A 21742-nucleotide genomic window follows, 5' to 3' on the forward strand; every position below is an offset into this window, starting at 1 on the left:
CGGGGCAGGGGATCTGCCCGCACAGAAAGTGCGGGTGGCGCTCTGGCCAGAATGGTAGGGGCGAATGTGTGTAGACAGTCCTGAACCCGGTCGCTTGCCGAAGGCTGCGACCGGGTTTTTTCGTACCCTTGTCTTTGCCAAGCGGCCGTTCGCGGCCAGTTGTCATTTGGCTGACACGCACACGCGACAGGGGGATGGCGCAAATCAGACCCGCAGTGCTCTAGTCGTGCGGCGGGTTCCGTCCGGCCTGTACGTCGCGTTCCCGTTCCGGCCATGTGGAGCGGATATAGGCGAGGATGTCCCAGATATCATCGTCGCTCAGGGCATCACCAAAACCGGGCATTCCGCTGGTAAACCCTTTGACGCCCAGCCGCTTGACCACTTCGGCCCCGCCCAGTTGCGTGTAATCGAAAAGTTGCGCGTTGCTGTGGTGCCAGGTGTGGCCGTTTTCGTCATGCGGCGGAGCGGGCAGCACGCCGTCCGGGCCGGGGCTTTGCCAGTCCGGTTGCCCTTCGAGGTTGGCGCCGTGGCAGGCGGCGCAGTTGTCCGCATATAGCGCCCGACCGTTGGCCAGATCGCGGGTGTCCAGTTCGTGCCCGGCCCATGCCGGGGCAACGGTGAGCGCCACAAGGGCAAATGCCGTTCTCATGCCACCTCGACCCATGTTTTCATGCCAGAGGCCTGATGCCCCAGCATGTGACAATGCAGCAGCCATTTGCCGGGGTTGTCAAAGACGCACAGGATGTCCCGCGTCTCTCCGGCCATCAGCAGGGTTGTGTCGCGCAGGTCCCCTTGGGTGCCCGTCGCGTCCAGTTCATAGAAATGATGCCCGTGCAGGTGGATGCCATGCGGAAAGGCCGTGTCGTTGATCAGGGTGATCCTTGCGGTTTCCCCTTGCTCAAAGCGCGCAAAGGGCGCGTCGCGCAGTCCGGAAATGCCGTTGAAGGCCCAGATGTCATCACCCGCATGGCGACCGCCCATGGCCCCGCCCTCCATCCGCAGGGTCAGGGCGCGTGGCGCGCCCGGTGTGGGGCGGTGTCCGGCGGGCAGGGGCTGGGTCGCGCTACGTCTGGCCGTGACTGGGGCGGTCCCGAGGGCCAGCTTGCCCATCTCGAAGGCCTGCTCCGGTGTCGGAAAGAGAAAGCGCACCACATCCGTCACATCGCCGATCACGTCAATCCGCTGCGCCGGGGCCAGCCGCAATTGATCCAAAGCGCGCGGCTCTGGCAACGCGCGGCCATCCAGCGCGACGATACGGGCGTCGATGCCTTCGAGGGCAACGGGAAAAATCCGCGCGGTCGCGGTGTTGATCAGGCGCAGGCGGATGCGTTCGCCGGTGTTGACGGTGGTCTGTGACAGGATCGCCTTGGCAAAGTTCCCCAACCGGCCGCCGTGGGCAAAGTCGTGCATATTGCCAAAACCGCCAGCCATCTCTCCGCTTTGTTCCAGCCGCCAGTCGTCGAGGATCACCGTGATGTCGCGGTCTACATCGGGCGGCGTCGTCTCTGTCACGATCAGCGGACCGTACAGGCCGCGCGCCACCTGTTCCCAGCTTTGATGGTGCGAGTGATACCAATAGGTGCCCGCGTCCGGCGCGACAAAGTCATAGCCAAAACCGCCCCCCGGCGGCACCGCGTCCTGCGTCAGGCCGGGCACACCGTCCATGGCGTTGTCGATGCGGATGCCGTGCCAGTGAACCGCTGTCGGATCGGCCAGTTGGTTGTCGAACGCGACGCTCAGGCGCTGGCCCTCGACCACCCGCAGTTCCGGCCCCGGTGTCGAACCGTTGAACCCCAGCATCGGGGTGGCCCCGTCACCGGGGTCGAGGATCTGGGCGACCACGGGTTCGGCGCGTAGCGCCATCGGCGTGGCCCCTGCGGCCACGCGCGGCAGCGCGGCAGCGGCCAGACCGGCAGCAAGAAAGCCGCGGCGATCTATCCGAAAGGGCGGCGTCATTTGCGGTAAACGCTGTGACAGGCCTTGCAAGCGGATCCCAATTCCGCCAGCGCCGGGCCAAGATCCTCGGCGCTGTCGAGAGAGGTCGAGACGTCAAGCGCGACGCTTTCCAGTTCCTCTGCCTTGGCGGTGAAATCCTCGAAGTCCTGCCAGATCACCGCCTTTGCCTCGGATTTCGGATCGGTTGCGTGGGTGTCAAAGAGGACAGGGGTCAGGGCGGCCTGTTCAGCGACCTCGGTCGCGGCGGCGCGCGCCGCCTCTGCGTCGAACGGGGCCATTCCCTTGGCCATGTTGCCCAGTACTTTCATCGCCTCGCCTGTCGCCTTCATCGAGTCCATGCGTTTGAGAACATCCGGGTTTTTCACGCCCCCATGGGCCAGCGCGGCGGCTGCGGAAATCACGAGGACTGTGGTCAGGAGACGGGTTTTCATAGGGGGCCTTTCGAAAGAGCCCGCAGGCGCGGGCAAAGATGAGGGGAGGCTCTGGCACGGGGGGCCGCCTGTCAATTCACGCTGCCGTCAGAATGCGCGCTCAGGCATTGTCGCGCAGGTAGTCCATGACCGACTGGCGCACCGATTGTTCACCGCGCAGCTTGGCCTCTTCGATCACGTCGCGGACCTCTTTGAGCGAATAGCGCATCAGCAGGCTTTTGACCGGTCCGACAGAGGCAGGGCGCATCGACAGCGAGCGCAGGCCGATGGCGGCAAGGCACAGCGCCTCGATCGGGCGACCGGCGTCCTCACCGCAGAAACTCAACGGGGTGCCCGAGCTTTTGCAGCGCGCCACGATGTCCTCGATGAAACTCAGAAACGACACGTTCAGCGTGTCGTAACGGCGGCGGACCATTTCGTTTTCACGGTCGGCGGCAAAGAAGAACTGCTTGAGGTCGTTCCCGCCAATCGACAGGAATTCCACCTCTTCAAAGAACCGCTGCGAGGCGTAGGCAAGGCTGGGCGTCTCCAGCATCGTGCCCACTTCCATCTTGGACGGCACCGGATGGCCCAGCTTGCGTTCGCGGGCCAGCACCTTGTCCACCTCGTCGCGGGCACGGGCGTATTCCTCATACTGCGCGATGAAGGGGAACATGATCGTCAGCGGGCGGCCATTTGCGGCGCGCACAAGCGCCTGCAACTGCATCCGCATCACGCCGGGACGGTCCAGCGCTACCCGGATCGCCCGCCAGCCAAGCGCCGGGTTCGGCTCATCCAGTGATTTCATGTAGGGCAGGACCTTGTCCGACCCGATGTCGAGCGTGCGGAAGATCACGCGCTTGCCTTGGGCGGCGTCCAGAACGCGGGCATAAAGATCCGCCAGCTCGGTCCGTCTGGGCATCTGGTTGCGGATCAGGAACTGCAATTCGGTGCGGAACAGGCCGACACCCTCGGCCCCGGAATCCTGCAACGAGGGCAGATCGGCCATCAGGCCCGCGTTCATCAGCAGTTGCATCCGCACGCCGTCGGCGCTGACGCAGGGCGTTTCGCGGATCGAGCCATAGCGTTCCTGCGCCTTGGCCTGCATCTCCATCTTGTCGCGAAAGGCGCTGACCACGGTTTCATCGGGGCGCAGGTGAACCACCCCCTGATCGCCATCGACAAGGATCTGATCGCCGTTCAGGGCCTCGTTGGTGATGCGTTCGGCATGGATCACCAGCGGAATGGCCAGCGCGCGGGCGACAATCGCGGCGTGGCTGCCGACCGATCCTTCCTCCAGCACCACACCCTTGAGCTTGCGGTTGTATTCCAGCAGTTCGGCGGGACCGATGTTGCGGGCGATCAGGATCGGGTTTTCGGGCAGTTCCGCGCCTGTCTGGCGGCCCTGTCCGGTGAGAATGCGCAACAGGCGGTTGGACAGGTCGTCAAGGTCGTGCAGCCGGTCGCGCAGGTAGGTGTCGTTGACCTGACTCATGCGCGCGCGGGCCGTGCTTTGTTCCTTTTCCACCGCTGCCTCGGCCGACAGGCCCCGGCCAATGTCCTCTTCCATCCGGCGCATCCAGCCTTTGGAATTGGCGAACATGCGGTACGCTTCGAGAACCTGAACCTGATCGGTATCGCCAGAGGTGCCCATCGAGGCCCCGGCCAGCATCTCATCGACGCTGATGCGCAGCGTTTCGACAGCTTCGTGCAGGCGGTGCAGTTCTTTGTCCGGGTCGTCGGCCACCGGATTTGTCACCACGACGCGCGGTTCGTGCAGCCAGACGTTGCCCATGGCGCTGCCTTCCTGTCCGGTGCCGCCCCGGAACAGCATCGACTGGGTGTGCCGCGCCTTCAGTGCCGCGCCTTCGCCGACAAAAGCGCCAAGCTCGCTCATCTCGGCGAGCACCATGGCCACCACTTCGAGCGCGTAAACCTCATCGGCGGTGAACTGGCGCGCCTGTTTCGACTGAACCACCAGCACCCCCAGCTTGGAGCCAAGCCGCTGGATCGGCACGCCGAGAAAGCTGGAATAAATCTCTTCGCCAGTTTCGGGCATAAAGCGAAAGCCGCGCTCTTTCGGGGCATCGGCGCTGTTGATGGTCTTGCCGGTGCGGGCGACGCGGCCAACAAGGCCCTCGCCCATCTTCATGCGGGTCTGGTGGACGGCCTCGGCCTTGAGACCCTGCGACGCGCAAAGTTCCAGCGTCTCGGTATCGCGGAACAGGTAGATCGAGCAGACCTCTGTCCCCATCGAATCCGCGGTCAGATGGGTGATCTTGTCCAGCCGCGCCTGACCGGCGGCTTCTTCGGCCATCGTGTCGCGCAAACGGCCAAGCAGCTTGCGGCTTTCCGATTCGGTGTTTGTCGGCATGGGCTTGCCCCCCGCGCGTCCCCGGTGGATGCGATCCGAAGGAATAGAGCATTCGGTCCGGCAAGGGAAACCGCTTTTCACCTTTGGAGGCGCAAAATTCCCGCTATGCGGGTGTCGCCTGCGTTTTGATCAAGCAGCGACCGCAATTGGCCGGGCATTGGTTAGATGCCTTGACCAAGAGAACGGCAATCATGAAACCGGGCACGACGTGCCGCCCCGGTCTTGCGGGGTTAGCTGGCCTTGTCGAGCTCAAACGCGTCGTGCAGGGCCTGCACGGCAAGTTCCATGTACTTGCGTTCGATCAGCACCGAGATCTTGATCTCGGAGGTGGTGATCACCTTGATGTTGATGCCGTCGTTGGACAGCACCTTGAACATCTTTGCCGCCACACCTGTGTGGCTGCGCATGCCGATGCCCACGACCGAAACCTTGGCCACATTGGTATCGGCAACGATGCCGTGAAAATTGATCTCGCCCTTGGCCTTGGCCTCTTCCATCGCCTTTTCGGCGCGCGCCACCTGATTTGTGGGGCAGGAAAAGGTCATGTCGGTACGACCCTCTTCCGAGATGTTTTGCACGATCATGTCGACATTCACCCCGGCCTCTGCCAGCGGCGTAAAGATCGCGGCGGCGATGCCGGGACGGTCGGCGACCGAAACAAGGGTCATCTTGGCTTCGTCGCGGGAATGGGCCACACCGGCCACAACATTGCTTTCCATGATCTCTTCCTCGTCGCAGACCAGCGTTCCCGCCGTGTCATCCATTTCCTCGAAGCTCGACAGCACCCGCAGCGGCACCTTGAACCGCATCGCCAGCTCGACAGAGCGGGTTTGCAGCACCTTGGCACCGAGGCTGGCCATTTCAAGCATCTCTTCAAAAGCGATCTTGTCCAGCTTGCGCGCCTTTTCGCAAATGCGCGGGTCGGTGGTATAGACGCCGTCGACGTCCGTATAGATATCACAGCGGACCGCGCCAAAGGCGGCGGCAAAGGCCACGGCGGTGGTGTCCGATCCGCCACGGCCCAGTGTGGTGATGCGGCCCTCGGGGGAAATGCCCTGAAACCCCGCGACCACGGCGACCTTCATGCCTTGCGCGAACTTGGCAGAGATATTGTCGGTCGGAATGTCCTCGATCCGGGCATTGGCGTGAACGCCGGTGGTCTTGACCGGCACCTGCCAGCCCTGCCAACTGCGCGCGGGCACATCCATTTCCTGCAAGGTCAGCGCCATCAGACCGGCGGTCACGTTCTCGCCCGACGATACCACGGCATCATATTCCCGCGCATCGAACAGCGGCGAGGTTTCCTCGACATATCCCACAAGCTTGTTGGTCTCGCCGGACATGGCGGACACGATGACAATGACGTCATAGCCCTTGGCCACCTCAACGCCCACACGCTTGGCGGCGCGGCGGATACGGTCCAGCGTGGCGACAGAGGTGCCGCCGAATTTCATCACGAGCACGGGCATCGAACGGTCCCCTTTTGATCGGTGGGCGTTTACGCTGCGTTGCAAGCCTGCGCAAGGGCGCTTTGGCAGGCGGTCCGCGCGGTGGGGATATCCGAACGGTGACACGCCCGGTAAGGTCGGCACAGCGGGGCGGTTTCGGTGCAGGATCTGCGGCAATCGACGGGCAAGATACCTGCATCATGAACGATTGGCTGCGTTGCATTTGTCCAAAAGGAAAGCGCCAAGATGGAAACAGGCGAACCCACCGCAAAGATTGCGGTAATCGGATTGGGTCCGCGCGGGCTGGGGGCGCTCGAATCGCTTGCCGCAAAGTCGCAAGGTGGTGCCGCGCCATTGGCTGTGGATGTCTTCGATGCCTATCCGGCCTGTGGCGCTGGCCCCAATTTCGACCCGGACGAAAGCCCGATTTGCCTTTTGAACATTCCGATGCGCGATATCGCGATACGCCCTCCGGCGTTTTCGCGGTGTGGAAGCTTTGCCGACTGGCTGACAGACGCGCCCGGTCCGGACACTTTCCCGACGCGCGCCGATCTGGGCCGTTATCTGGAGGCGCGGCTTGCCGACCTGATGGACCTTGGCATCCTGAAGGTGTCCCGATCAACACACCACGTCGCGGCGTTGCACCGTGACAGCAAGGGCTGGATGTTGCAGGTGGATGGCCAATTGCGCGGCCCCTATGCCGAGGTTCTGTTGACCGTCGGACAGCCAGAGGTCACCCCGGACGATCAACTGGCCGACTGGCAAGACCACACCGGACAGTCGGCGGGGGCACTGGCGCAGGCCTATCCGGCGAAACGGTTGATTGCCGCGGCGTCGGACTGGGCCGGAAAAACTGTCGCCATCCGTGGGCTTGCCTTGTCGGCCTTTGACGTTTTGCGCGCGCTGACAACGGCGCAAGGCGGGCGATTTGACCAAGGCCGTTACGTTGCATCGGGGCAAGAGCCTGCGCGCATCTTGCCCTTTTCGCTGGACGGTCGGCCACCCTATCCGAAACCCGGAACAGAGGCGCTTGATGCGCGGTTCGACCCGTTGCCTGAGGAAACCGCCTCCTTCGACGGGGCCATAGCCAAGGCGGCGCGCGCCACGCCAAGGCAGGCCCAAGCGCATCTGACCGCCGCGCTGGTGCCTGTGGTGTCGCGTATCCTGCGGGACTGCGGCGCGGCTGAGGAACGTGACGTGGTATCAGACTGGCTGGATACGGAATGGACGTCGCCGGGAGAACAGGAAAGCGAAGGGCCGCAAGAGACCCTGCGGTTGGGCATTTCAATTGCATGCGGGTCCAGCGCGCCGACAATCGGCTACACGGTTGGGCAGGTCTGGCGCAAATGGCAGGATGCATTGCGGACCGGGTTTAACGCCGCTCGAACACCGCCGGACACGGCCAAGGTCATTGTCGGCTTCGATGAAGGATTGAAACGCTATTCCTACGGGCCGCCATTGTCATCCAGCCTTGAACTGGCGGCCCTGATCGACGCCGGATTGGTCGATCTGGCGCTTGCCGCCGATCCAGACATCCAGATGACAGAGGCGGGCTGGACCCTTGAATGCGGCCCCCGGTCCGAGGCCGCGTCGGTGATGGTCGATGCGGTTCTGCCCTCTCCCGACCTGTCGTCGGTGACCCAGTCCCTTGTGGCGGGTCTTGTGGCCGAGGGGTGGTTAAGCCCGATTGCCGATGGACTGGCCGCGGACACTGTGGAGGATGGGCAGTTGATCGGTACTGACGGCCAGATCAAACCGGGGCTTTGTCTTTTGGGTCGACTGGCACTTGGCAGCGTTGTGGCGGCGGATTCGTTGCACGATTGTTTCGGCGCTTCGGGCGACCGCTGGGCAGAGGGGGTGATCGCGCGACTGGGCTAGGGGGCTAATCGTCGGGGCCAGACGGGCGTTCGCGGTAATCGACCGCATTTAGGCCGCCCGTGTTCACATGGGTTTCCTTGCCGGGGACGACATCGGTGTTCTGGGCGCTGACCGCGCGCCACCCATCCGCCTGCCGTTGGACCACAAAGGTCAGGATTGTGCGACGGTCGCCTGCATCCGTTCCGTCCGGCGCGATCTGGCCCGACAGAGTGAATCGGCATCGCACCACCGCAATGTCCGGTGACAGGTGGCGCACCTCGGTGCGACCGGCCCGAAGCGTGGACCGCGAAAAGAAGCTTTTCAACGCGTAGTCATGGGGTTTGGCGATTGCCTCACGTCCATGCCACCAAAGGCCGGTCACGTTCACGAAATCCGCGTCTTCGGTAAAGAGCGCGGCAATGGCGTCGCCGTCACGTTGATCCCATGCGGCGATGAAGGCCTTGGGGAAATCCTCTGGGCGGGAGGGGAGGTCAGTAGGGGTGCGCACGGCCATCCCAGGTCTCGAAACAGCCGGTGGTTTCGATCGACAGCGCGTCGATGCGGTCGGTCAGCCCCCGCGCCGCCTCATCAACGCTGATCTCGGCGGCGGTGCCGCCCATATCCGTGCGCACCCAGCCGGGGTGATAGATGCCCACAGCGATGCCCAGCGGTTTCAGGTCCGCGGCCAGATTGCGCCCGAGGTTCAGCGCCGCCGCCTTGGACGCGCGGTAGATATAGCTGCCGCCGGGTGCGCGGGTGCTTGAGGCCATTTGCGAGGAAATGATGGCGATGCGCGGGATGTCGGACAGTTGCAGATTGGGCAACAGCGCCTGCACCGTCAAAAAGACCCCGGTGACGTTCACCGCAAAAGTGTCCGCCCACATCTGGGCGGGGTAGCCGTCTGCCAAATTCTGGCCCTTGTCGAGGTAAACGCCGGCATTGCAGATCAGCGCATCAATCGGCTGCCCTTCCAGCCGTTGTGCCAGTGCCGCCTGCGAGGCGGGGTCAGTGACCTCAAGCGGCAGGTATTCGGGGTGATCGCGGGCGGTGCCCAGAACGGTATCGCCGCGCGCCACAAGGGCGCTGTCGAGGGCGGCACCGATGCCACGGTTCGCGCCGGTGATCAGGATCTGCATGTCGGGTCTTTCCGTTTGCGTCCGGTGCGTTTCTCGGCGCGTCTTCCGGGATGGGTCAGTTGCTCTTGCGGGTCGGCGTAAAGGGCAGCGGCGCGACCGGGATACCGTCGTCGATCAGGGCCTTGGCCTCTTCCCGTTTGGCCTCTCCCCAGATTGGCCGCTCCGGTGCATCGCCCGCGTGCATGGCCCGCGCCTCTTGGGCAAAGCGCCCGCCCACGTAGTCCGAATTCGCCTCTACATGTGCCTTGAGCCGGGCCAGGGCCTGTTCGGCGGGCGATTTGGGGGTGGTCAAATCCTTGGACTTGTCCGCATCGCCATGACCGACCCGAGGGGCCATAAGCGCCTTTTCCACCTCGCCGGAGCCGCACACGGCGCAGGCGACGTGCCCGGTGGCCCGCAGCTTGTCGTAGGCAGAGGCCGATTGGAACCAGCTGTCGAACTGGTGCCCTTCGGCGCATTTGAGGCTGTACTGGATCACGTCCCGGCTCCGGATGGCAATTACAGGAAAGATAAGGGAAACCGCTGGCGGTTCAAGCGTGCTCGGGCGCGGGCAGGTGGTCAAGGAGGGCCAAGGCAAGCGTGTCGAGGCTTGTGTCCTGCCGCAGGGCCGCCGCCGCCTGTTCCCCGGCGGCCTCTTGCGCGTCGCCTGCCTCAAGGGAAGAAAGCGCCTGTGCCAGATCCTCGGCGGTGCGGATTTCAATGCTTGCCTGTGCGGCCGCAAGACGGGCGTAGGCGGCGGCAAAGTTGCGGGTATCGGGGCCGTGCAAGAGTGCTGCGCCAAAGGCGGCGGGCTCATAGGGCGTGTGCCCGCCCCGGTCGCTGAGGGTGCCGCCAATGAACACCCGACCCGCGCGGGCATACCACAGCGGCATCTCTCCCATCGTGTCCGCCATATAGACCTGAGCGGTGCCCGGCACCTCGCCCAGGCTGCGCCGGGCCAAGGTGAGACCCATTTGCGCGGCCTCGGCGGCGATTGCGTCAGCACGGCGCGCGTGACGGGGCGCAAGAATCAGGCGCAGATCAGGGCTCTGTTTCAGGCAAAGGGCATGGGCGGTCAGCGCGATAGTGTCGTCACCTTCGTGGGTTGAGGCCGCAAGCCATGTCCGTGCTCTGGCAAAGGCGGCGTCGAGCATGGGATCGGCGGGGGGCGGTGGCGCGGTAAAGAAGGCCTTGAGATCTGTAACCGGCCCGCGTGCCGCAGACGGCAGGCCCAATGCGGCCAGCCGACCGGCGGACCCGCTGTCTTGCGCCGAGGCAAAGCTGACACGCGACAGGACCCTGCGCGCCAGTTGCGGAAACCGGCCCCATGTGCGGGCGGTGCCTTCGGTCATCCGCGCGCCCAGCAGCAGAACCGGACCGGGGCAGGTGAGAAAGCGGTTGGGCCAAAGCTCGGATTCCAGCGTGATATGGGCACATACGCGCCAGTCGCGCATCAGACGCGTGGTCGGATAATGCAGGTCCAGCGGGGCAAGGCGCGCCGCGACACGGGGCAGCTCCCAGCTTGCCACAAGGGCGACGCCGGTCTGCGTGTTGGCGGTGACCAGCCAGTGAAGATCGGGGCGCGCCGCGACCAGCCGTTCCAGAATTGGCCGCGCAGAGGCCAACTCGCCGTTCGAGGCTCCATGCAACCAGACAAACCGGCCCACTGGCGCGGGGCCGGGGGACAGGCGCTTGCGGGCCGCGACCGCCCCGTCCCGTGCGGCGGTCCGGGCCAGCGTGTAGGCGGCAAACAGACTAAGGAGGAGGCGATAGAGGAGCACGGCGATCCGTTCCAAGAGGCGCGGGCCGATGGCCCCGGACAGTCGGATAGGCCCTAGGGCGGGGCATTGGCAAGCCCTACGGAAGATGCAGAAAGCCCCGGCTGATTTTGGCGGTGATCCGGGCGATTTTGCAGGTTCGAACCGGGTTTGCGGCCGCTCTGCTGTGCAAGATGAAATGACCGGGTTTTACAACGGTTTGCGTCTGGTTTTGCCCGTATACCGGAGCGGACTAACGATTGGTGGTTGGCGGAAATTATTGCATTTTTCCATCATTAGGCCCGACATTTCGGCCAAATATTGAATGTTTGTTGTGGAAAACTGATCTATCCACGGGATCTCAGGCGATGTGGCCATCCGACATGGCGTTAAGGCTGGACAGCGTCTGGCAATGCGCAGGTGCCGGGCTGTGGGGCGTTTCGATTAGGCCCTGCGCCCATGCGGGTTAGCGGGTGAAGCGCCTGTGGATTTCGCCAAGCCTGCCGGGGCGAGCGTTACCATCCAGCGCGCGCCAAAAATCGCGTAAAGCGGCGTATGCAGTTGAAACGGGGTTTATAACCTGACGTCAATCTGTTGGACGGTGATCTTGTCAGTTGACATGAAAAGCCGTGGGTGCGGTGTCGATCTCTGCAAGAGGTCCGAATACCGCCCAATCGAGACGTCGGGGACAAAATCGCACTGTTTGAGAGACGGCACCATTCCGCATTGTCGCAGGCAGCGAAATGGTGCTGCTGGAGAGAATTGAACTCTCGACCTCTCCCTTACCAAGGGGCGGGCCTCCAGTTTCCCACGGTATCTGGCGGGCTCCGCGAATAGCCTAAACCCCTTTATTTGCAGTTTCTTGGGCGCTATAGTCGGCTCCGGTGGTATCGGCCCGTAAAGCCGAATAGCCCGCTGATCCGTTACCCGAGCGTTACCCCGGAGCCGCATATGAAGAAGAAGCTGACTGAGATGGCCGTGTCCAAGATCGCACCAGAGGCGGGGCGGCGGCTTGAGGTGTTCGACACGCTGACGCCGGGGCTCGCCCTGCGCGTGACCGAGCGCGGCAAAAAGAGCTGGTCGGTGATGTATCGGGTCGCGGGCCGGGGGCGTGAGGGCAACAGGGGGCCGCTGCGCCGGATGACCCTCGGGGCCTATCCCCTGATCGACCTCAAGGCGGCGCGTGAGAGGGCGCGGGCCGCAATCGACCTTGCCGACCGGGGCGACGATCCGGCGGACAAGCGCAAAGATGAGATGCGCCAGAAGGGTGAGCGGGTGTTCGAGGCCATCTGCGCCCGCTTCATCGAGCTTCACGCGAAGGCCCACACCGTTAAGTGGCGCGACACCGAGCGGCTGCTGGACACCTACGCGGTCCCGGCGTGGCGTGGCAGGCCCATCGACCAGATTGACCGGGCGGCGGCGCACGAGCTGCTGGACGACATTGCGATGGACCACGGGACCGGCGCGGCGCGCGAGGTCCGCAAGCACATCACTAAGCTGTTCAACTGGGCGGTAGACAGAGGCCTGTTGGCCGCGAGCCCGGTGGCCGGGATGCGCCGCCCCGAGCTGGGATACACGCCGCGCGAGCGGGTGCTGTCGATGGACGAGCTGCGCGCCGTCTGGGCGGCGGCGGGCAAGATGGGATACCCATTCGGGCCTATGGTGCAGCTGCTGATCCTGACGGCGCAGCGCCGGGCGGAGGTCGCCAACCTTGAGCGCGGGTGGCTGCTGCCCGACCAGCAGGCATTCGAGGTCCCGGCCAGCCACTACAAGACTGACCGCCCGCAGGTGGTGCCGCTTTCCGCGCCCGCGTTGGCCGTTGTCGAGGGCCTGCCCAAGTGGAACAGCGGGAACTTCATGCTGTCCACCACGGCGGGCAAGCGGCCCGTCTCGGGCTTCTCTAAGGCCAAGGCCCGGCTGGACAAGCTGTCCGAGGTGGAGGGCTGGACGCTGCACGACCTCCGCCGCTCCGCCGCAACGCACATGGCGCGCCTCGGGGTGGCGCAGGAACACATAGAGCGCGTCCTGGGCCATGCGATTGAAGGCGTGGCGGGGACCTACAACCGATACAGCTACCTGCCGGAGAAGCGGGCCGCGCTGGACGCATGGGGGCAGGAATGGGTGTGAAACCGAGGCTGACCAAGGCGGACGTGATGAAGGCCCGGCAGGCGTTCCACGCCATTGCTGACATCCCGGAATGGGAGCGTATCGCAGCCGCCACGTTCGGTGACGATGCAATCGCGCCCGCGACCGCCGCCGGGCCAGCCGCGAAGATTGCGGCGATCTGGTCATACATGACGCCTGCCGAGCGTGACGAATTCAACCGTGTCCTGTCAGCGGAGGTCGGAGAGATACCGGACACGCTGGCAATCGACGTTGGCGCGGCAGCGCAGATGATTGTCGAGAACGCGAAGGGGCGTGAGGGCAACCCGCCGGATTTCCCCGGATTGCGAGAGGCGGTCCAGACTTTGATGCAGGTTTGGAAGAACCAAGGCGGGACGGTCCAGCCGGGCAGGCTCTACACTACCGATGGCCGACAGCATCCGGGGGAACGGCCCATGCGCCCCACACCGACTGTGCGATTTGTCGCCGCCGGTGTCTTGCGGGCAATCCCCGAACACTACCGCATGATGAAGTGGCCGGACGCAAAGCGCCGTCTGTTGCATGATTGCTGGCGCCAAGTTGACCAGCTTCATCGAGCGCGGTCGCGCTAATGTCGGGCGTTTCCACCCCCGATTGGCGCGACCGACCTACGGTCTAGGCCCCCGTAGTCTCTCCCCAGATGACGCCATATCCGGGGATAAAGACCATGCCAGACGCAGACACACTGCTTACGATTGAGGAGGTTGCCGTGCGCACCCGCCTCTCCAAGCCCACCATCTACAAGCTGATCCGGCAGGGGGACTTTCCCCGCCAGCTCCGCCTCTGCGCCAACAAGGTCGCGTGGCTCGAACGCGAGGTCAGCGACTGGGTTGCCGCCCGAGCTGAGGCGAGGACAACGGGATGAAGGGTGAAGAAAGTAGCGCCCCCGGCGCGGGACAGCAGACCGGGGGCGAGGACAGGACCCGTCATCAAAACCCTGATGCCACGAGTATAGCCGGAAATTCCTCCACGACCGACCAGAAAGACTTGTTGGAAGCCGCGCAGGGCTACCTTGCGCGGGGCATGACGCCGATCCGCCTTGGCCCCAAGGCAAAGAAGCCGCTGGGCAAGCATGACGACAACACCATCACCGCCGACAACGCGGCGCTGCTGATAGACCATGGCGGCTACAACCTCGGGCTCCGGCTCGGGCCGGACCACGGCGGGCTTGTGGATTTCGACCTTGACTGGCCGGAGGCGCGCGCGCTTGCCGACCTCAACCTGTTTGCGCTCGCCCGGTTTGGGCGGTTCAGCGCGGCGGGCTCGCACCGTCTGGTCCTCTGCCCGGAATTAAAGGGCATCAAGAAATACGACATTCCCGAGTTGAAGGGCACCGAGGGCTTGCCGGAGGAACACGCCGTGTGCGTCCTTGAGGTCCGGGCGAACGGGCACACGATGGCCCCGCCGTCCGTCCATCCCGAGGGGGAGGCGGTGGCGTGGGAAAACGACCGGACGCCGCCGCGCTGGGAGGCCGGACTTGTGCTTTCGTCGGCGGGCCTGCTGGCGTTCCTCTCGGTGGTGGCGCGCTTCTACCCTGCGCAGGGCTCGCGCGATGACTTCTGTATGGCTCTTGCGGGCGCATTGCTGGCGGCGGGCCTCGGGCCTGACGACGCGGACAGGTGCATTGTCGCGGTGGCCGGGGCCGCAGGCGACGAGGAGGCGGGCAAGCGCCGCAAGGCAGGCCAGACCGCCGCCAAGGTCGAGGCAGGCGAGGCGGCAACGGGCATCCCGCGCGTGGTCGAGATGCTAAACCTGCCCGAGGCTGTCGGCAAGCGTTTCCGGCTCTGGCTGGGCATGGCCGGTCGCGAGGACGGGCGGACCCGGGTGGAAATGTCTGAGAACCGGCTGCACGAGACGCAGGACGCGGCGGAGGCCGCGATGATGGCCGCCGGGCTGCCAGTCTACCAGCAGATGGGGCGGCTGGTCCGGGCCGTCAGGCTCGACGTGTCCGAGCTTGATGGCGACGTGGTGCGGCAGGAGGGGGCGCTTGTCGTCCGCGACGTGCAGCCCCACAGCCTGCGGGACCTGATGACCCGCGTGGCCAACTTCGTGAAGGTAGTCGAGACAGAGGATGGGACCAAGGACAAGCCCGTTGGCCCGCCGGTTTCACTGTCGCTGGCCTACATCCAGCGGGTGCGCGAGGGCGGCGGGCGGCTCCCGGTGCTGCGCGGCATCGTGGAATGCCCGACGCTCCGGGCCGATGGGACCGTGCTGGCGCAGGAGGGGTATGACGCAGCCTCGGGCCTGATATTGGGCACCGGCGGCGCGACCTTCGACGCCGTTCCTGATGCGCCGACGCAAGAAGATGCGGTTGCGGCGCTGGCAAAGCTAAAGTGGATCATCGAAGGCTTCCCGTTCGTGGAGGACGGTGACGGGCGCTCGCCGTCGCGCTCTGTGGCCCTGTCCGCGATGCTGACGGCGGTGTGTCGCCGGTCCCTGCGCACGGCTCCGATGCACGGTTTCACGGCCCCGACCATGGGGACCGGAAAGAGCCTGCTGACCGACGCAGTGGCGCTGCTGGCGATGGGCCGTGCCGCCACCGTGCTGAACCAGTCGGGCGACGGGGACGGGGAGGAGGAGCGCAAGCGCCTCATGTCGGTCTTGATGCAGAGCGATCCCGTGGTGGTGATCGACAACGTGGACCGCCCGATGGGAGGCGCGCGCATGTGTTCGATCCTGACGCAGGAGACGTGGCAGGACCGGATGCTGGGCGGCAACGACCAGGGCCACGTATCGACGCGGACCCTCTGGCTGGTGAACGGCAACAACCTTGAGTTCCGCGAGGACATGAGCCGCCGCGCGATCCTGTGCACCATGGACGCAGGGGTAGAGCGGCCCGCCGAGCGGAAGTTTGACGTCGACCTCAAGTTGGAGGTGCCGAGGCGGCGGCATGAGCTGGTTCCGGCGGCGCTGACCGTCCTGCGCGCATTCATCGTGGCCGGACGCCCCGGGCTGGAAAAGCTGACTCCGTTCGGTGGCTTCGAGGACTGGTCCAACCTCGTGCGCGGCGCGCTGGTATGGGCGGGCGAGCCCGACCCACACGACACGCAGGCCGATGTGGCAGCTGTCGATTCAGTCCGCGAGGAGCTTTCGAGCCTGATCGAGGCATGGGAGCAGATGATTGACATCGGCGCGGTGGTGACGGCGGGCGAGCTGGTCCGGCGTGCGGGCGAGGAGGCCGCAGGTGGCCCCGGGCGCGATGGGCTGATGCTGGCGCTTGATGCGGCCTGCCCGAGGGGCGCAAGCCCGAAGGCGGTGGCGTCGTATCTGAAGCGGGTGAAGGGCCGGATCGTGCGTGGCCGGAAGATCGTGGCCTTCAAAGGGGAGAACAACGCCCTCGCATACCGGCTTGTGAAGGTGGCGGAATGGTGGCCGCCGGGCATCCGGGGCTTTCGGGGCTTCTCTCCCCCCAGCCGCGCGCGGCGGGCCGTTCCAACCGTATCCGGGGGGCTCCGCCCGTCTGCGTTCCTTACGGATACCGGCCTTTACTGTTCCCTTGTGTGAATCCTCCGCGCCGGGGGGAAAGAAACCCTGAAAACCCTGAATGCCCTGAGATGGGTGAATGACCCATTGGAGAAACACTGAGCCGCGCGCTGTGCGCCGCAGAAAAGGTAGCTGTCGAAAACACCGAAACCCGCGTTTTGCGCCCCTCCTAAAAGGCCGCGCCTGATCCCGTTGGCCGCGCCACACGATCCGCGATCCGCCGCGCCGATCCCCTTTGCCTGATCTTGCTGGGCAATCGCCACCCCGCAAGGGTCGCGCGATCTGGCCGCCTGAAAGCCCAAATTCGCAGGCGTTTATCCCCGCCGCGAAGGCCACCCCCGGAGCGACCGGCACAGGGTGCTTTCGGATAGACGGTCCAACTGTGTTCGCGGTATGTTCTACCTATGGTTGAGCTAAGAAATGGAGCAACAACAATGGACTGTCCGAAAGCACCTCCGCGCCGCGCCGCGATCTACGCCCGGGTATCGACCGGCGAACAGACGCCCGAGAACCAGCTTATCCGCTTGCGAGAGGTGGCAGAGCGCGCGGGCTGGGCGGTTGTGTGCGAATATGTCGAGACGGCATCCGGCGCCAGCCGCGCGCGGCCCGGGCTGGACGCGATGGTGAAGGACGCCGCACGCCGCCGGTTCGACGTGGTGATGGCGTGGGATGTATCGCGCCTCGGGCGATCCCTGCGCGATCTGGTGGACCTATTCGAGACGCTGCGCAGCGTTGGCTGCGACCTCTTTCTGGAACAGCAGGCGCTCGACACCTCGACCCCGGCTGGCCGGGCGCTCCTGCAAATGTCGGGCGTGTTTGCAGAGTTCGAGCGGGCGATGATCGTGGAGCGCACGAAAGCCGGGATGGCCCGCGCCCGAGCGCGCGGCAAGCAGATCGGTCGCGCCCCGGCCTCTGAAGCGCTGATCGACGCGATCCGCGCCCTGCGCGCGGACGGGATGGGAATGGACCGGATCGCGCGCAACCTGAAATGCGGCAAGGGCCTGAGCCAGCGGGTTTGCCAAGCGTTCGACAAGGAGATGGCAGATGGATGAAGACAGGTTTGACGCGGTGGCGCGCCGCGTGTCGGACGGCACCCCCGGAGGTCCGGCCTATCGCGTCGGCAAGCGCGGATTGAAGATCGTGGAGGAGCTGGCCGCGCGCGGCGTTGCCGAGGCGACGATGGCCAAAGCCCTACGGATGGGCAAGGATGCCTTCCGCGCTGCGAAGCGGCGAGATCCTGCTGTGCAGGAGGCCATCGACCGGGGCCGCGCGACGGAACACGACAAGCTCGTGGGTGTCCTGCATGATCTGGCAATGGCGGGCCAGTATGTCCCGGCGATGTTTCTGTTGAAGACCCGCCATGGATACCGCGAGGGTGAGCAGGTCGGGGTTAGCGTGAACATCGACACCGGCGGCGTTCTGGTTGTGCCGAATAAGATGACGATGGAGGAGTTCCTTGAAGCCCAGCGGCAGGCTGGCCTATACGACAGCCCCCAGCGGCCCGATACCGTGGAGCGCATCCCCGGCCAGCGCACTATCGAGGCGGTGCTGGACCCGGAGACTAAGCGGGGGGATTAGGCGACAGAAGGCCTTATTCTTTTGCGTCCAAGATGGCTTTCAAATCGGCAGCAACAGTCCCTTCCGTTTCGAGACGCAACAATTGTTTCGGCGTCGCGTCCACTTCGATATGCAGAAGAGATTTCAGTTGTTTAAAGAGCTTTTTGCCTTTCACGGTGCCAGCATAGTGGTAATCAAGCTCTTTTTTCGCGTCGTCCAGAGATGGCGTACCGGAACCGCCCGCATAGAACTTCTCATTCTTATTAATTGGTGAGCGTTTTGATTGAAACGCTTTAGGATCAGAGGATTTTTTCCACGCTTCGGCCAGGAAGTCTTCTGCTTCGTCTTCCGTGATGTCAAGACAAGCAATCAAGTGCTCACGGGTACACAAATAACCTTCTATGTCTGATGGTTCGGTTATCCATAGGCTACAACCACTACCTGCAAATTTTTTCCTGAGAGTTTCTTTTTCGGCGGAAATCATGAAGTCACCGTCTCGATGCACAACAAGTTTTGATATGCCTAGCATCGCTTTCAGAGAACTTGCACCATCCGCCGTGGGAAGGTTTTCGCTACCGAAGACTGGCCAAATTGCTGTTCGTTTGCTGTGGTCTGGCCACTGATCCACTATCGCTTGCAAGAGCGGCGTGTTTTGATCCTCCGTTATGATTAGAATAGACTTGTCCAGCAACCCCCATCCCATCTTCTCGCGGATAACCTTGTCGTCTGTTGCGACACCACCATCGGCCAACCACGCCATTTTTACCTTGCTAGATGCGGTGCGAATTACATGTGGGCTATGTGTCGTGAGAATTACTTGGGTAGAGAAATCCACCGAAGCTTCCTCGATAGCTCTTATGAGCTTTTCCTGCCTGTCTGGGTGCAGGTGTGCGTCTGGTTCGTCGATCAACAATGCTGATGGCCGAAAAAGTATCAAATATGAGAAAATCTGGATGACTTGGAGAACGCCTGTCCCGGCCAACTCAAGTGGCGACCAACAAGCCGCGTCCATGTTTTCTGTATTTATCAGAGCCTGAATACTGAAATGGTCGCCTTCCTCAAACGTAACATCGAGTTCTGTTGGGCCGAGGACTTTTGAAACCCACTTTTCCAAAAGCTTTAAATCATCTTCACTTGTATCTTTGATGAGCAGCAAAATGTTGCGCAGTACGCTATTGGCATCGCCACTTGCGGCACTTCTGAATACTGGTTGTCGGCTCTTTTTTTCTTCGTCGGATGGAATGCCAGCTAGTCCAGGAATATATGCTGTAAATGGTTTAATTCTATTTGATAAAAGGGTGTACAGATTTTGAGGCAATTTCTTTTTTTGCCGCAAGTCGATCTGAATGGCATCGTTTCGGCCTCGTTTAATCGGGATAGTTCCCGAATCCTCTTGGTCGTCGTCTATGAAATCAAGAGTGACAAAAACGGAAATATCGCCTTGATCGCCCCGTCCTTCACGAAGTTCTTGATTGTGACCAACTACCTTGGCATCCAGTGTGGGAAAATAATCCAGTGATTGGACGGCTACACTCCGCGCTTGGTTGTTTTGGATCTTGACATCTGCCACGCATCGACAAGCCCAATGAAGAGCTTGAAGAAACGAGGACTTTCCTGAACTATTTTGACCAACAAGAATGGTAACGTCGGCAAGTTCTACCTTGGCACTTTTGATAGCTTTGAAATTGTCGACAGTGATCGCCTTAAGTCTCAATCGGGAATCCTCACTGAGTTGACGCTTCCACACACGGCCTCGATCAATTATTCGAGGCAATCTCGGTTCACCTGAGGGACGAGTGTTCATTTATTTGTAACACCTTGAAGCGTGAGCGCAATGACCTGCGAAGTGCTCGCTGCAGCGATTGCGCATGCACGATAGCCCTCGCCTGAAGGCAACAACGATTACCGCTCTGCCGCCCCATGCGCTCGCGCTATAGTTGCGCATCCGGGGCAGTGGCGACCCTGACAGCGCAGTGGCAGCGCGTCGGCCCCCAAATTTGAGAGGACCGACCGATGACCGCAACGCTTTCCCCCGACGACACTCCCCCGACTTTGCCTGCCGCCGGGACGCTCTATGGCCTGCCCGAACTGGCCGAGGCCCTCGCCACCGCGACCCGGCTTGAAGAGAAGCACCGGGCTATGATCGACCGGCTTGAGGCCGCGATCTTGAAGCAGGCGCAGGACGCCGCCGACAGTGCGCGCCGCGCGGGGTTCGGCAAGCTCGACGCCCAGAACGCCGGAACGAAGATGGCCGCGAAGGCCCGCAACGATGTTCGCGCTGCGTCTGACGATGACCGCTGGGCGATCTTGCGCCAGCTCGACGCGCTGTCCTCGGGCCTGTCCGCCTCGGACGTGCTCTGGGCTTCGCCTGTGGTCGCCTTGGCGCGCGCCGGTATGGGCAGCGACAAGCGCACGAACCATATGGCGCAGCTTTCGGGGGCTGGCCCGGCGGAGTTGCGCACGGCAGCTGCGCTGGCCGCCGCCACGCTGGATCGGGTTCTGGGGGCCAGTGTCGCGTCCCTTCTGGACCGGACGCCAGTGAAGCAGCGGATCGTGTCGCCGCATGAACTGGCTGAACGCCTGATCGGAGACGATGTGCGGCAGGCCCGGGCCGCAATCGCGGCGGTGAAACAGGCGCACCAGCGCGCCCTGAATGCCGACCGTGAATTTGCGTCTGGCCGCCGCAAAGCAACGGCCCGGATCGCGTCGGCACTGGCCGACCGGGACGCGGCGAAGAAAGCGGGCGCGGCGGTGGAGGCGGGGTGATGGATATGGTCTGGTCGCGGCGGATCGCAGAGGCATACTCGACCCTGTTCCCGCGCCGCCTTCGTCAGGCCCATATGGCGCTGGTCTCCTGGGCCGAGGAAGCCAACCCTGACGGCTGGCCCAAACCCTCGGATGTGGAACGCTTCGCGCGGCTCTACGGTGTGCCGCGCGGCCCCCTAGGGGCCTTGGTCGGGATGCTGTCGCGCCAGCCGGTGAATGACCGGCGGGTCGTGGTTTGGGTCGATGCCGTGCGCGATCCCGATGCCGCCACGCCGCACCTGATCCGCCAGCACGACCACAAGGTGGTCCGCGCCTTCGGATGGTTCTGCGCTACGACTGATCTGGGTTGGCTGAATTTGCGCAGGCGCGTCCTGCATTGACCCTTTTAGGGACCGCTTTCAGCGGTGGCCGTGCTGGCCTCCCTTGGACCCACGGCGACAGGGCCGCGCGGCGATAGTCCGGCGCGGCCCTTTCCGGGTGATACTTTAGCGCTTGGCGAAGCGGGGGCGGTGCTCCTCCCGGGTCATCGCGTCAAGCGCCCGGGTCAGGTCGCGGAGGCGCGACAGCTCCACATCGTTAGCCTCTCCCTTGAACCAGTCGAACATGTAGGCCAGCGCGCCGCACATGACGGTGAGGAGTTCGCTGCGCTCCATGTGCCGATACTCCCCCGTCCACTGTCTGACCGTCATTGCTGCGAGGTCTGTGAGGACCATAGCCGGAATATCGGCATAGATGTTACCGGGGCAGTCCAGCCCCCGGATTTCTTCGGACGCCGCCACAAGCTCATCGCCCAAAGCGGCCATGTCCGTGGCAGTGTAGGTCATGTCATCGCCATCCACGTATCTTCTCCTTTTCCATCCGGCCCCATCGGCCAGAG

At 63.6% G+C, this 21742-nt stretch carries 20 protein-coding genes; 9 read left to right on the forward strand and 11 right to left on the reverse strand.

The features are described 5' to 3' along the window. Positions 1–220: 220 nt before the first annotated feature. The 5 genes from ACN0S5_RS05430 to ACN0S5_RS05450 form a co-directional block, all read right to left on the reverse strand. Positions 221–649 carry a c-type cytochrome gene (locus tag ACN0S5_RS05430; protein WP_417206707.1) on the reverse strand — a complete coding sequence of 143 codons (429 nt, stop codon included), beginning with the start codon at positions 647–649 and terminating at the stop codon, positions 221–223. Further along, the gene (locus ACN0S5_RS05435) at positions 646–1956 is read right to left on the reverse strand and encodes a multicopper oxidase family protein (RefSeq protein WP_417206708.1); all 1311 of its coding nucleotides are present in this window, start codon (positions 1954–1956) and stop codon (positions 646–648) included. The genes ACN0S5_RS05430 and ACN0S5_RS05435 overlap by 4 nt, the downstream gene beginning before the upstream one ends. Further along, positions 1953–2387: a c-type cytochrome gene (locus ACN0S5_RS05440; protein ID WP_417206710.1), complete on the reverse strand. Its 435-nt coding sequence runs from the start codon at positions 2385–2387 to the stop codon at positions 1953–1955. The genes ACN0S5_RS05435 and ACN0S5_RS05440 overlap by 4 nt, the downstream gene beginning before the upstream one ends. Positions 2388–2487: 100 nt before the next feature. Continuing rightward, entirely contained in the window at positions 2488–4740 is a 2253-nt protein-coding gene (gene ptsP, locus ACN0S5_RS05445; RefSeq protein ID WP_417206712.1) for a phosphoenolpyruvate--protein phosphotransferase, read from the reverse strand. A 230-nt stretch (positions 4741–4970) separates the two neighbouring features. Further along, a complete protein-coding gene (locus ACN0S5_RS05450; RefSeq protein ID WP_417206714.1) occupies positions 4971–6209 on the reverse strand; it encodes an aspartate kinase in 1239 nt (412 codons plus the stop codon). 225 nt (positions 6210–6434) lie between these two features. On the opposite strand from ACN0S5_RS05450, the gene ACN0S5_RS05455 reads away from it, so the two are divergent. After that, positions 6435–8066 (forward strand): FAD/NAD(P)-binding protein, encoded by a 1632-nt coding sequence (locus ACN0S5_RS05455; RefSeq protein ID WP_417206716.1) that lies wholly within the window; start codon positions 6435–6437, stop codon positions 8064–8066. 4 nt (positions 8067–8070) lie between these two features. On the opposite strand, the gene ACN0S5_RS05460 is transcribed toward ACN0S5_RS05455, so the two are convergent. The 4 genes from ACN0S5_RS05460 to ACN0S5_RS05475 are packed head-to-tail and all read right to left on the reverse strand — an operon-like array spanning position 8071 to position 10941. Then, positions 8071–8553, reverse strand: coding sequence for a YybH family protein (locus ACN0S5_RS05460; protein WP_417206718.1), 483 nt, complete (start codon positions 8551–8553; stop codon positions 8071–8073). Beyond that, entirely contained in the window at positions 8537–9181 is a 645-nt protein-coding gene (locus tag ACN0S5_RS05465) for an SDR family oxidoreductase (RefSeq protein ID WP_417206720.1), read from the reverse strand. The genes ACN0S5_RS05460 and ACN0S5_RS05465 overlap by 17 nt, the downstream gene beginning before the upstream one ends. A 55-nt stretch (positions 9182–9236) precedes the next feature. Next, entirely contained in the window at positions 9237–9659 is a 423-nt protein-coding gene (locus ACN0S5_RS05470) for a DUF1178 family protein (RefSeq protein ID WP_417206722.1), read from the reverse strand. Positions 9660–9711: 52 nt separating this feature from the next. Then, positions 9712–10941, reverse strand: coding sequence for a 3-deoxy-D-manno-octulosonic acid transferase (locus tag ACN0S5_RS05475; RefSeq protein ID WP_417206724.1), 1230 nt, complete (start codon positions 10939–10941; stop codon positions 9712–9714). Between the two features lie 927 nt (positions 10942–11868). Between ACN0S5_RS05475 and ACN0S5_RS05480 the strand changes: the two genes are divergently transcribed. The 6 genes from ACN0S5_RS05480 (at position 11869) to ACN0S5_RS05505 (ending at position 18120) form a co-directional block, all read left to right on the forward strand. Then, on the forward strand, positions 11869–13044 hold the full coding sequence (locus tag ACN0S5_RS05480; protein WP_417206725.1) for a tyrosine-type recombinase/integrase: 1176 nt from the start codon (positions 11869–11871) through the stop codon (positions 13042–13044). Next, positions 13035–13631 (forward strand): hypothetical protein, encoded by a 597-nt coding sequence (locus tag ACN0S5_RS05485; protein WP_417206727.1) that lies wholly within the window; start codon positions 13035–13037, stop codon positions 13629–13631. The genes ACN0S5_RS05480 and ACN0S5_RS05485 overlap by 10 nt, the downstream gene beginning before the upstream one ends. A 95-nt stretch (positions 13632–13726) precedes the next feature. Beyond that, positions 13727–13924: a helix-turn-helix transcriptional regulator gene (locus ACN0S5_RS05490; RefSeq protein WP_417206730.1), complete on the forward strand. Its 198-nt coding sequence runs from the start codon at positions 13727–13729 to the stop codon at positions 13922–13924. A gap of 125 nt (positions 13925–14049) precedes the next feature. Continuing rightward, positions 14050–16563 carry a bifunctional DNA primase/polymerase gene (locus tag ACN0S5_RS05495; RefSeq protein WP_417206732.1) on the forward strand — a complete coding sequence of 838 codons (2514 nt, stop codon included), beginning with the start codon at positions 14050–14052 and terminating at the stop codon, positions 16561–16563. 413 nt (positions 16564–16976) lie between these two features. Beyond that, positions 16977–17594, forward strand: coding sequence for a recombinase family protein (locus ACN0S5_RS05500; RefSeq protein WP_417206735.1), 618 nt, complete (start codon positions 16977–16979; stop codon positions 17592–17594). Next, positions 17587–18120, forward strand: a complete 534-nt coding sequence (locus tag ACN0S5_RS05505) for a hypothetical protein (protein WP_417206737.1) — start codon at positions 17587–17589, stop codon at positions 18118–18120. Before ACN0S5_RS05500 ends, ACN0S5_RS05505 begins: the two co-directional genes overlap by 8 nt. A gap of 13 nt (positions 18121–18133) precedes the next feature. Here ACN0S5_RS05505 and ACN0S5_RS05510 read toward each other — a convergent pair whose 3' ends face one another. Then, positions 18134–19813 carry an AAA family ATPase gene (locus tag ACN0S5_RS05510; protein WP_417206739.1) on the reverse strand — a complete coding sequence of 560 codons (1680 nt, stop codon included), beginning with the start codon at positions 19811–19813 and terminating at the stop codon, positions 18134–18136. Between the two features lie 299 nt (positions 19814–20112). Between ACN0S5_RS05510 and ACN0S5_RS05515 the strand changes: the two genes are divergently transcribed. Both ACN0S5_RS05515 and ACN0S5_RS05520 read left to right on the forward strand, forming a co-directional pair. Beyond that, positions 20113–20865 (forward strand): hypothetical protein, encoded by a 753-nt coding sequence (locus tag ACN0S5_RS05515; protein WP_417206741.1) that lies wholly within the window; start codon positions 20113–20115, stop codon positions 20863–20865. Further along, on the forward strand, positions 20865–21245 hold the full coding sequence (locus tag ACN0S5_RS05520; protein WP_417206743.1) for a hypothetical protein: 381 nt from the start codon (positions 20865–20867) through the stop codon (positions 21243–21245). The genes ACN0S5_RS05515 and ACN0S5_RS05520 overlap by 1 nt, the downstream gene beginning before the upstream one ends. 105 nt (positions 21246–21350) lie before the next feature. Here the strand turns inward: ACN0S5_RS05520 and ACN0S5_RS05525 are convergent, their stop codons facing one another. After that, positions 21351–21704 carry a hypothetical protein gene (locus ACN0S5_RS05525; RefSeq protein ID WP_417206745.1) on the reverse strand — a complete coding sequence of 118 codons (354 nt, stop codon included), beginning with the start codon at positions 21702–21704 and terminating at the stop codon, positions 21351–21353. Positions 21705–21742: the final 38 nt, after the last annotated feature.

This window comes from Antarctobacter sp. (genome assembly GCF_048262615.1).
In the GTDB taxonomy this organism is placed as follows: domain Bacteria; phylum Pseudomonadota; class Alphaproteobacteria; order Rhodobacterales; family Rhodobacteraceae; genus Antarctobacter.

Bases quoted from the DNA above. Each gene is read 5' to 3' on its own strand.
- ACN0S5_RS05505 (WP_417206737.1), top strand. From the start codon at position 17,587: ATGGATGAAGACAGGTTTGACGCGGTGGCGCGCCGCGTGTCGGACGGC.
- ptsP (WP_417206712.1), bottom strand. From the start codon at position 4,740: ATGCCGACAAACACCGAATCGGAAAGCCGCAAGCTGCTTGGCCGTTTG.
- ACN0S5_RS05440 (WP_417206710.1), bottom strand. From the start codon at position 2,387: ATGAAAACCCGTCTCCTGACCACAGTCCTCGTGATTTCCGCAGCCGCC.
- ACN0S5_RS05465 (WP_417206720.1), bottom strand. From the start codon at position 9,181: ATGCAGATCCTGATCACCGGCGCGAACCGTGGCATCGGTGCCGCCCTC.
- ACN0S5_RS05435 (WP_417206708.1), bottom strand. From the start codon at position 1,956: ATGACGCCGCCCTTTCGGATAGATCGCCGCGGCTTTCTTGCTGCCGGT.
- ACN0S5_RS05490 (WP_417206730.1), top strand. From the start codon at position 13,727: ATGCCAGACGCAGACACACTGCTTACGATTGAGGAGGTTGCCGTGCGC.
- ACN0S5_RS05515 (WP_417206741.1), top strand. From the start codon at position 20,113: ATGACCGCAACGCTTTCCCCCGACGACACTCCCCCGACTTTGCCTGCC.
- ACN0S5_RS05450 (WP_417206714.1), bottom strand. From the start codon at position 6,209: ATGCCCGTGCTCGTGATGAAATTCGGCGGCACCTCTGTCGCCACGCTG.
- ACN0S5_RS05480 (WP_417206725.1), top strand. From the start codon at position 11,869: ATGAAGAAGAAGCTGACTGAGATGGCCGTGTCCAAGATCGCACCAGAG.
- ACN0S5_RS05455 (WP_417206716.1), top strand. From the start codon at position 6,435: ATGGAAACAGGCGAACCCACCGCAAAGATTGCGGTAATCGGATTGGGT.
- ACN0S5_RS05520 (WP_417206743.1), top strand. From the start codon at position 20,865: ATGGATATGGTCTGGTCGCGGCGGATCGCAGAGGCATACTCGACCCTG.
- ACN0S5_RS05500 (WP_417206735.1), top strand. From the start codon at position 16,977: ATGGACTGTCCGAAAGCACCTCCGCGCCGCGCCGCGATCTACGCCCGG.
- ACN0S5_RS05485 (WP_417206727.1), top strand. From the start codon at position 13,035: ATGGGTGTGAAACCGAGGCTGACCAAGGCGGACGTGATGAAGGCCCGG.
- ACN0S5_RS05430 (WP_417206707.1), bottom strand. From the start codon at position 649: ATGAGAACGGCATTTGCCCTTGTGGCGCTCACCGTTGCCCCGGCATGG.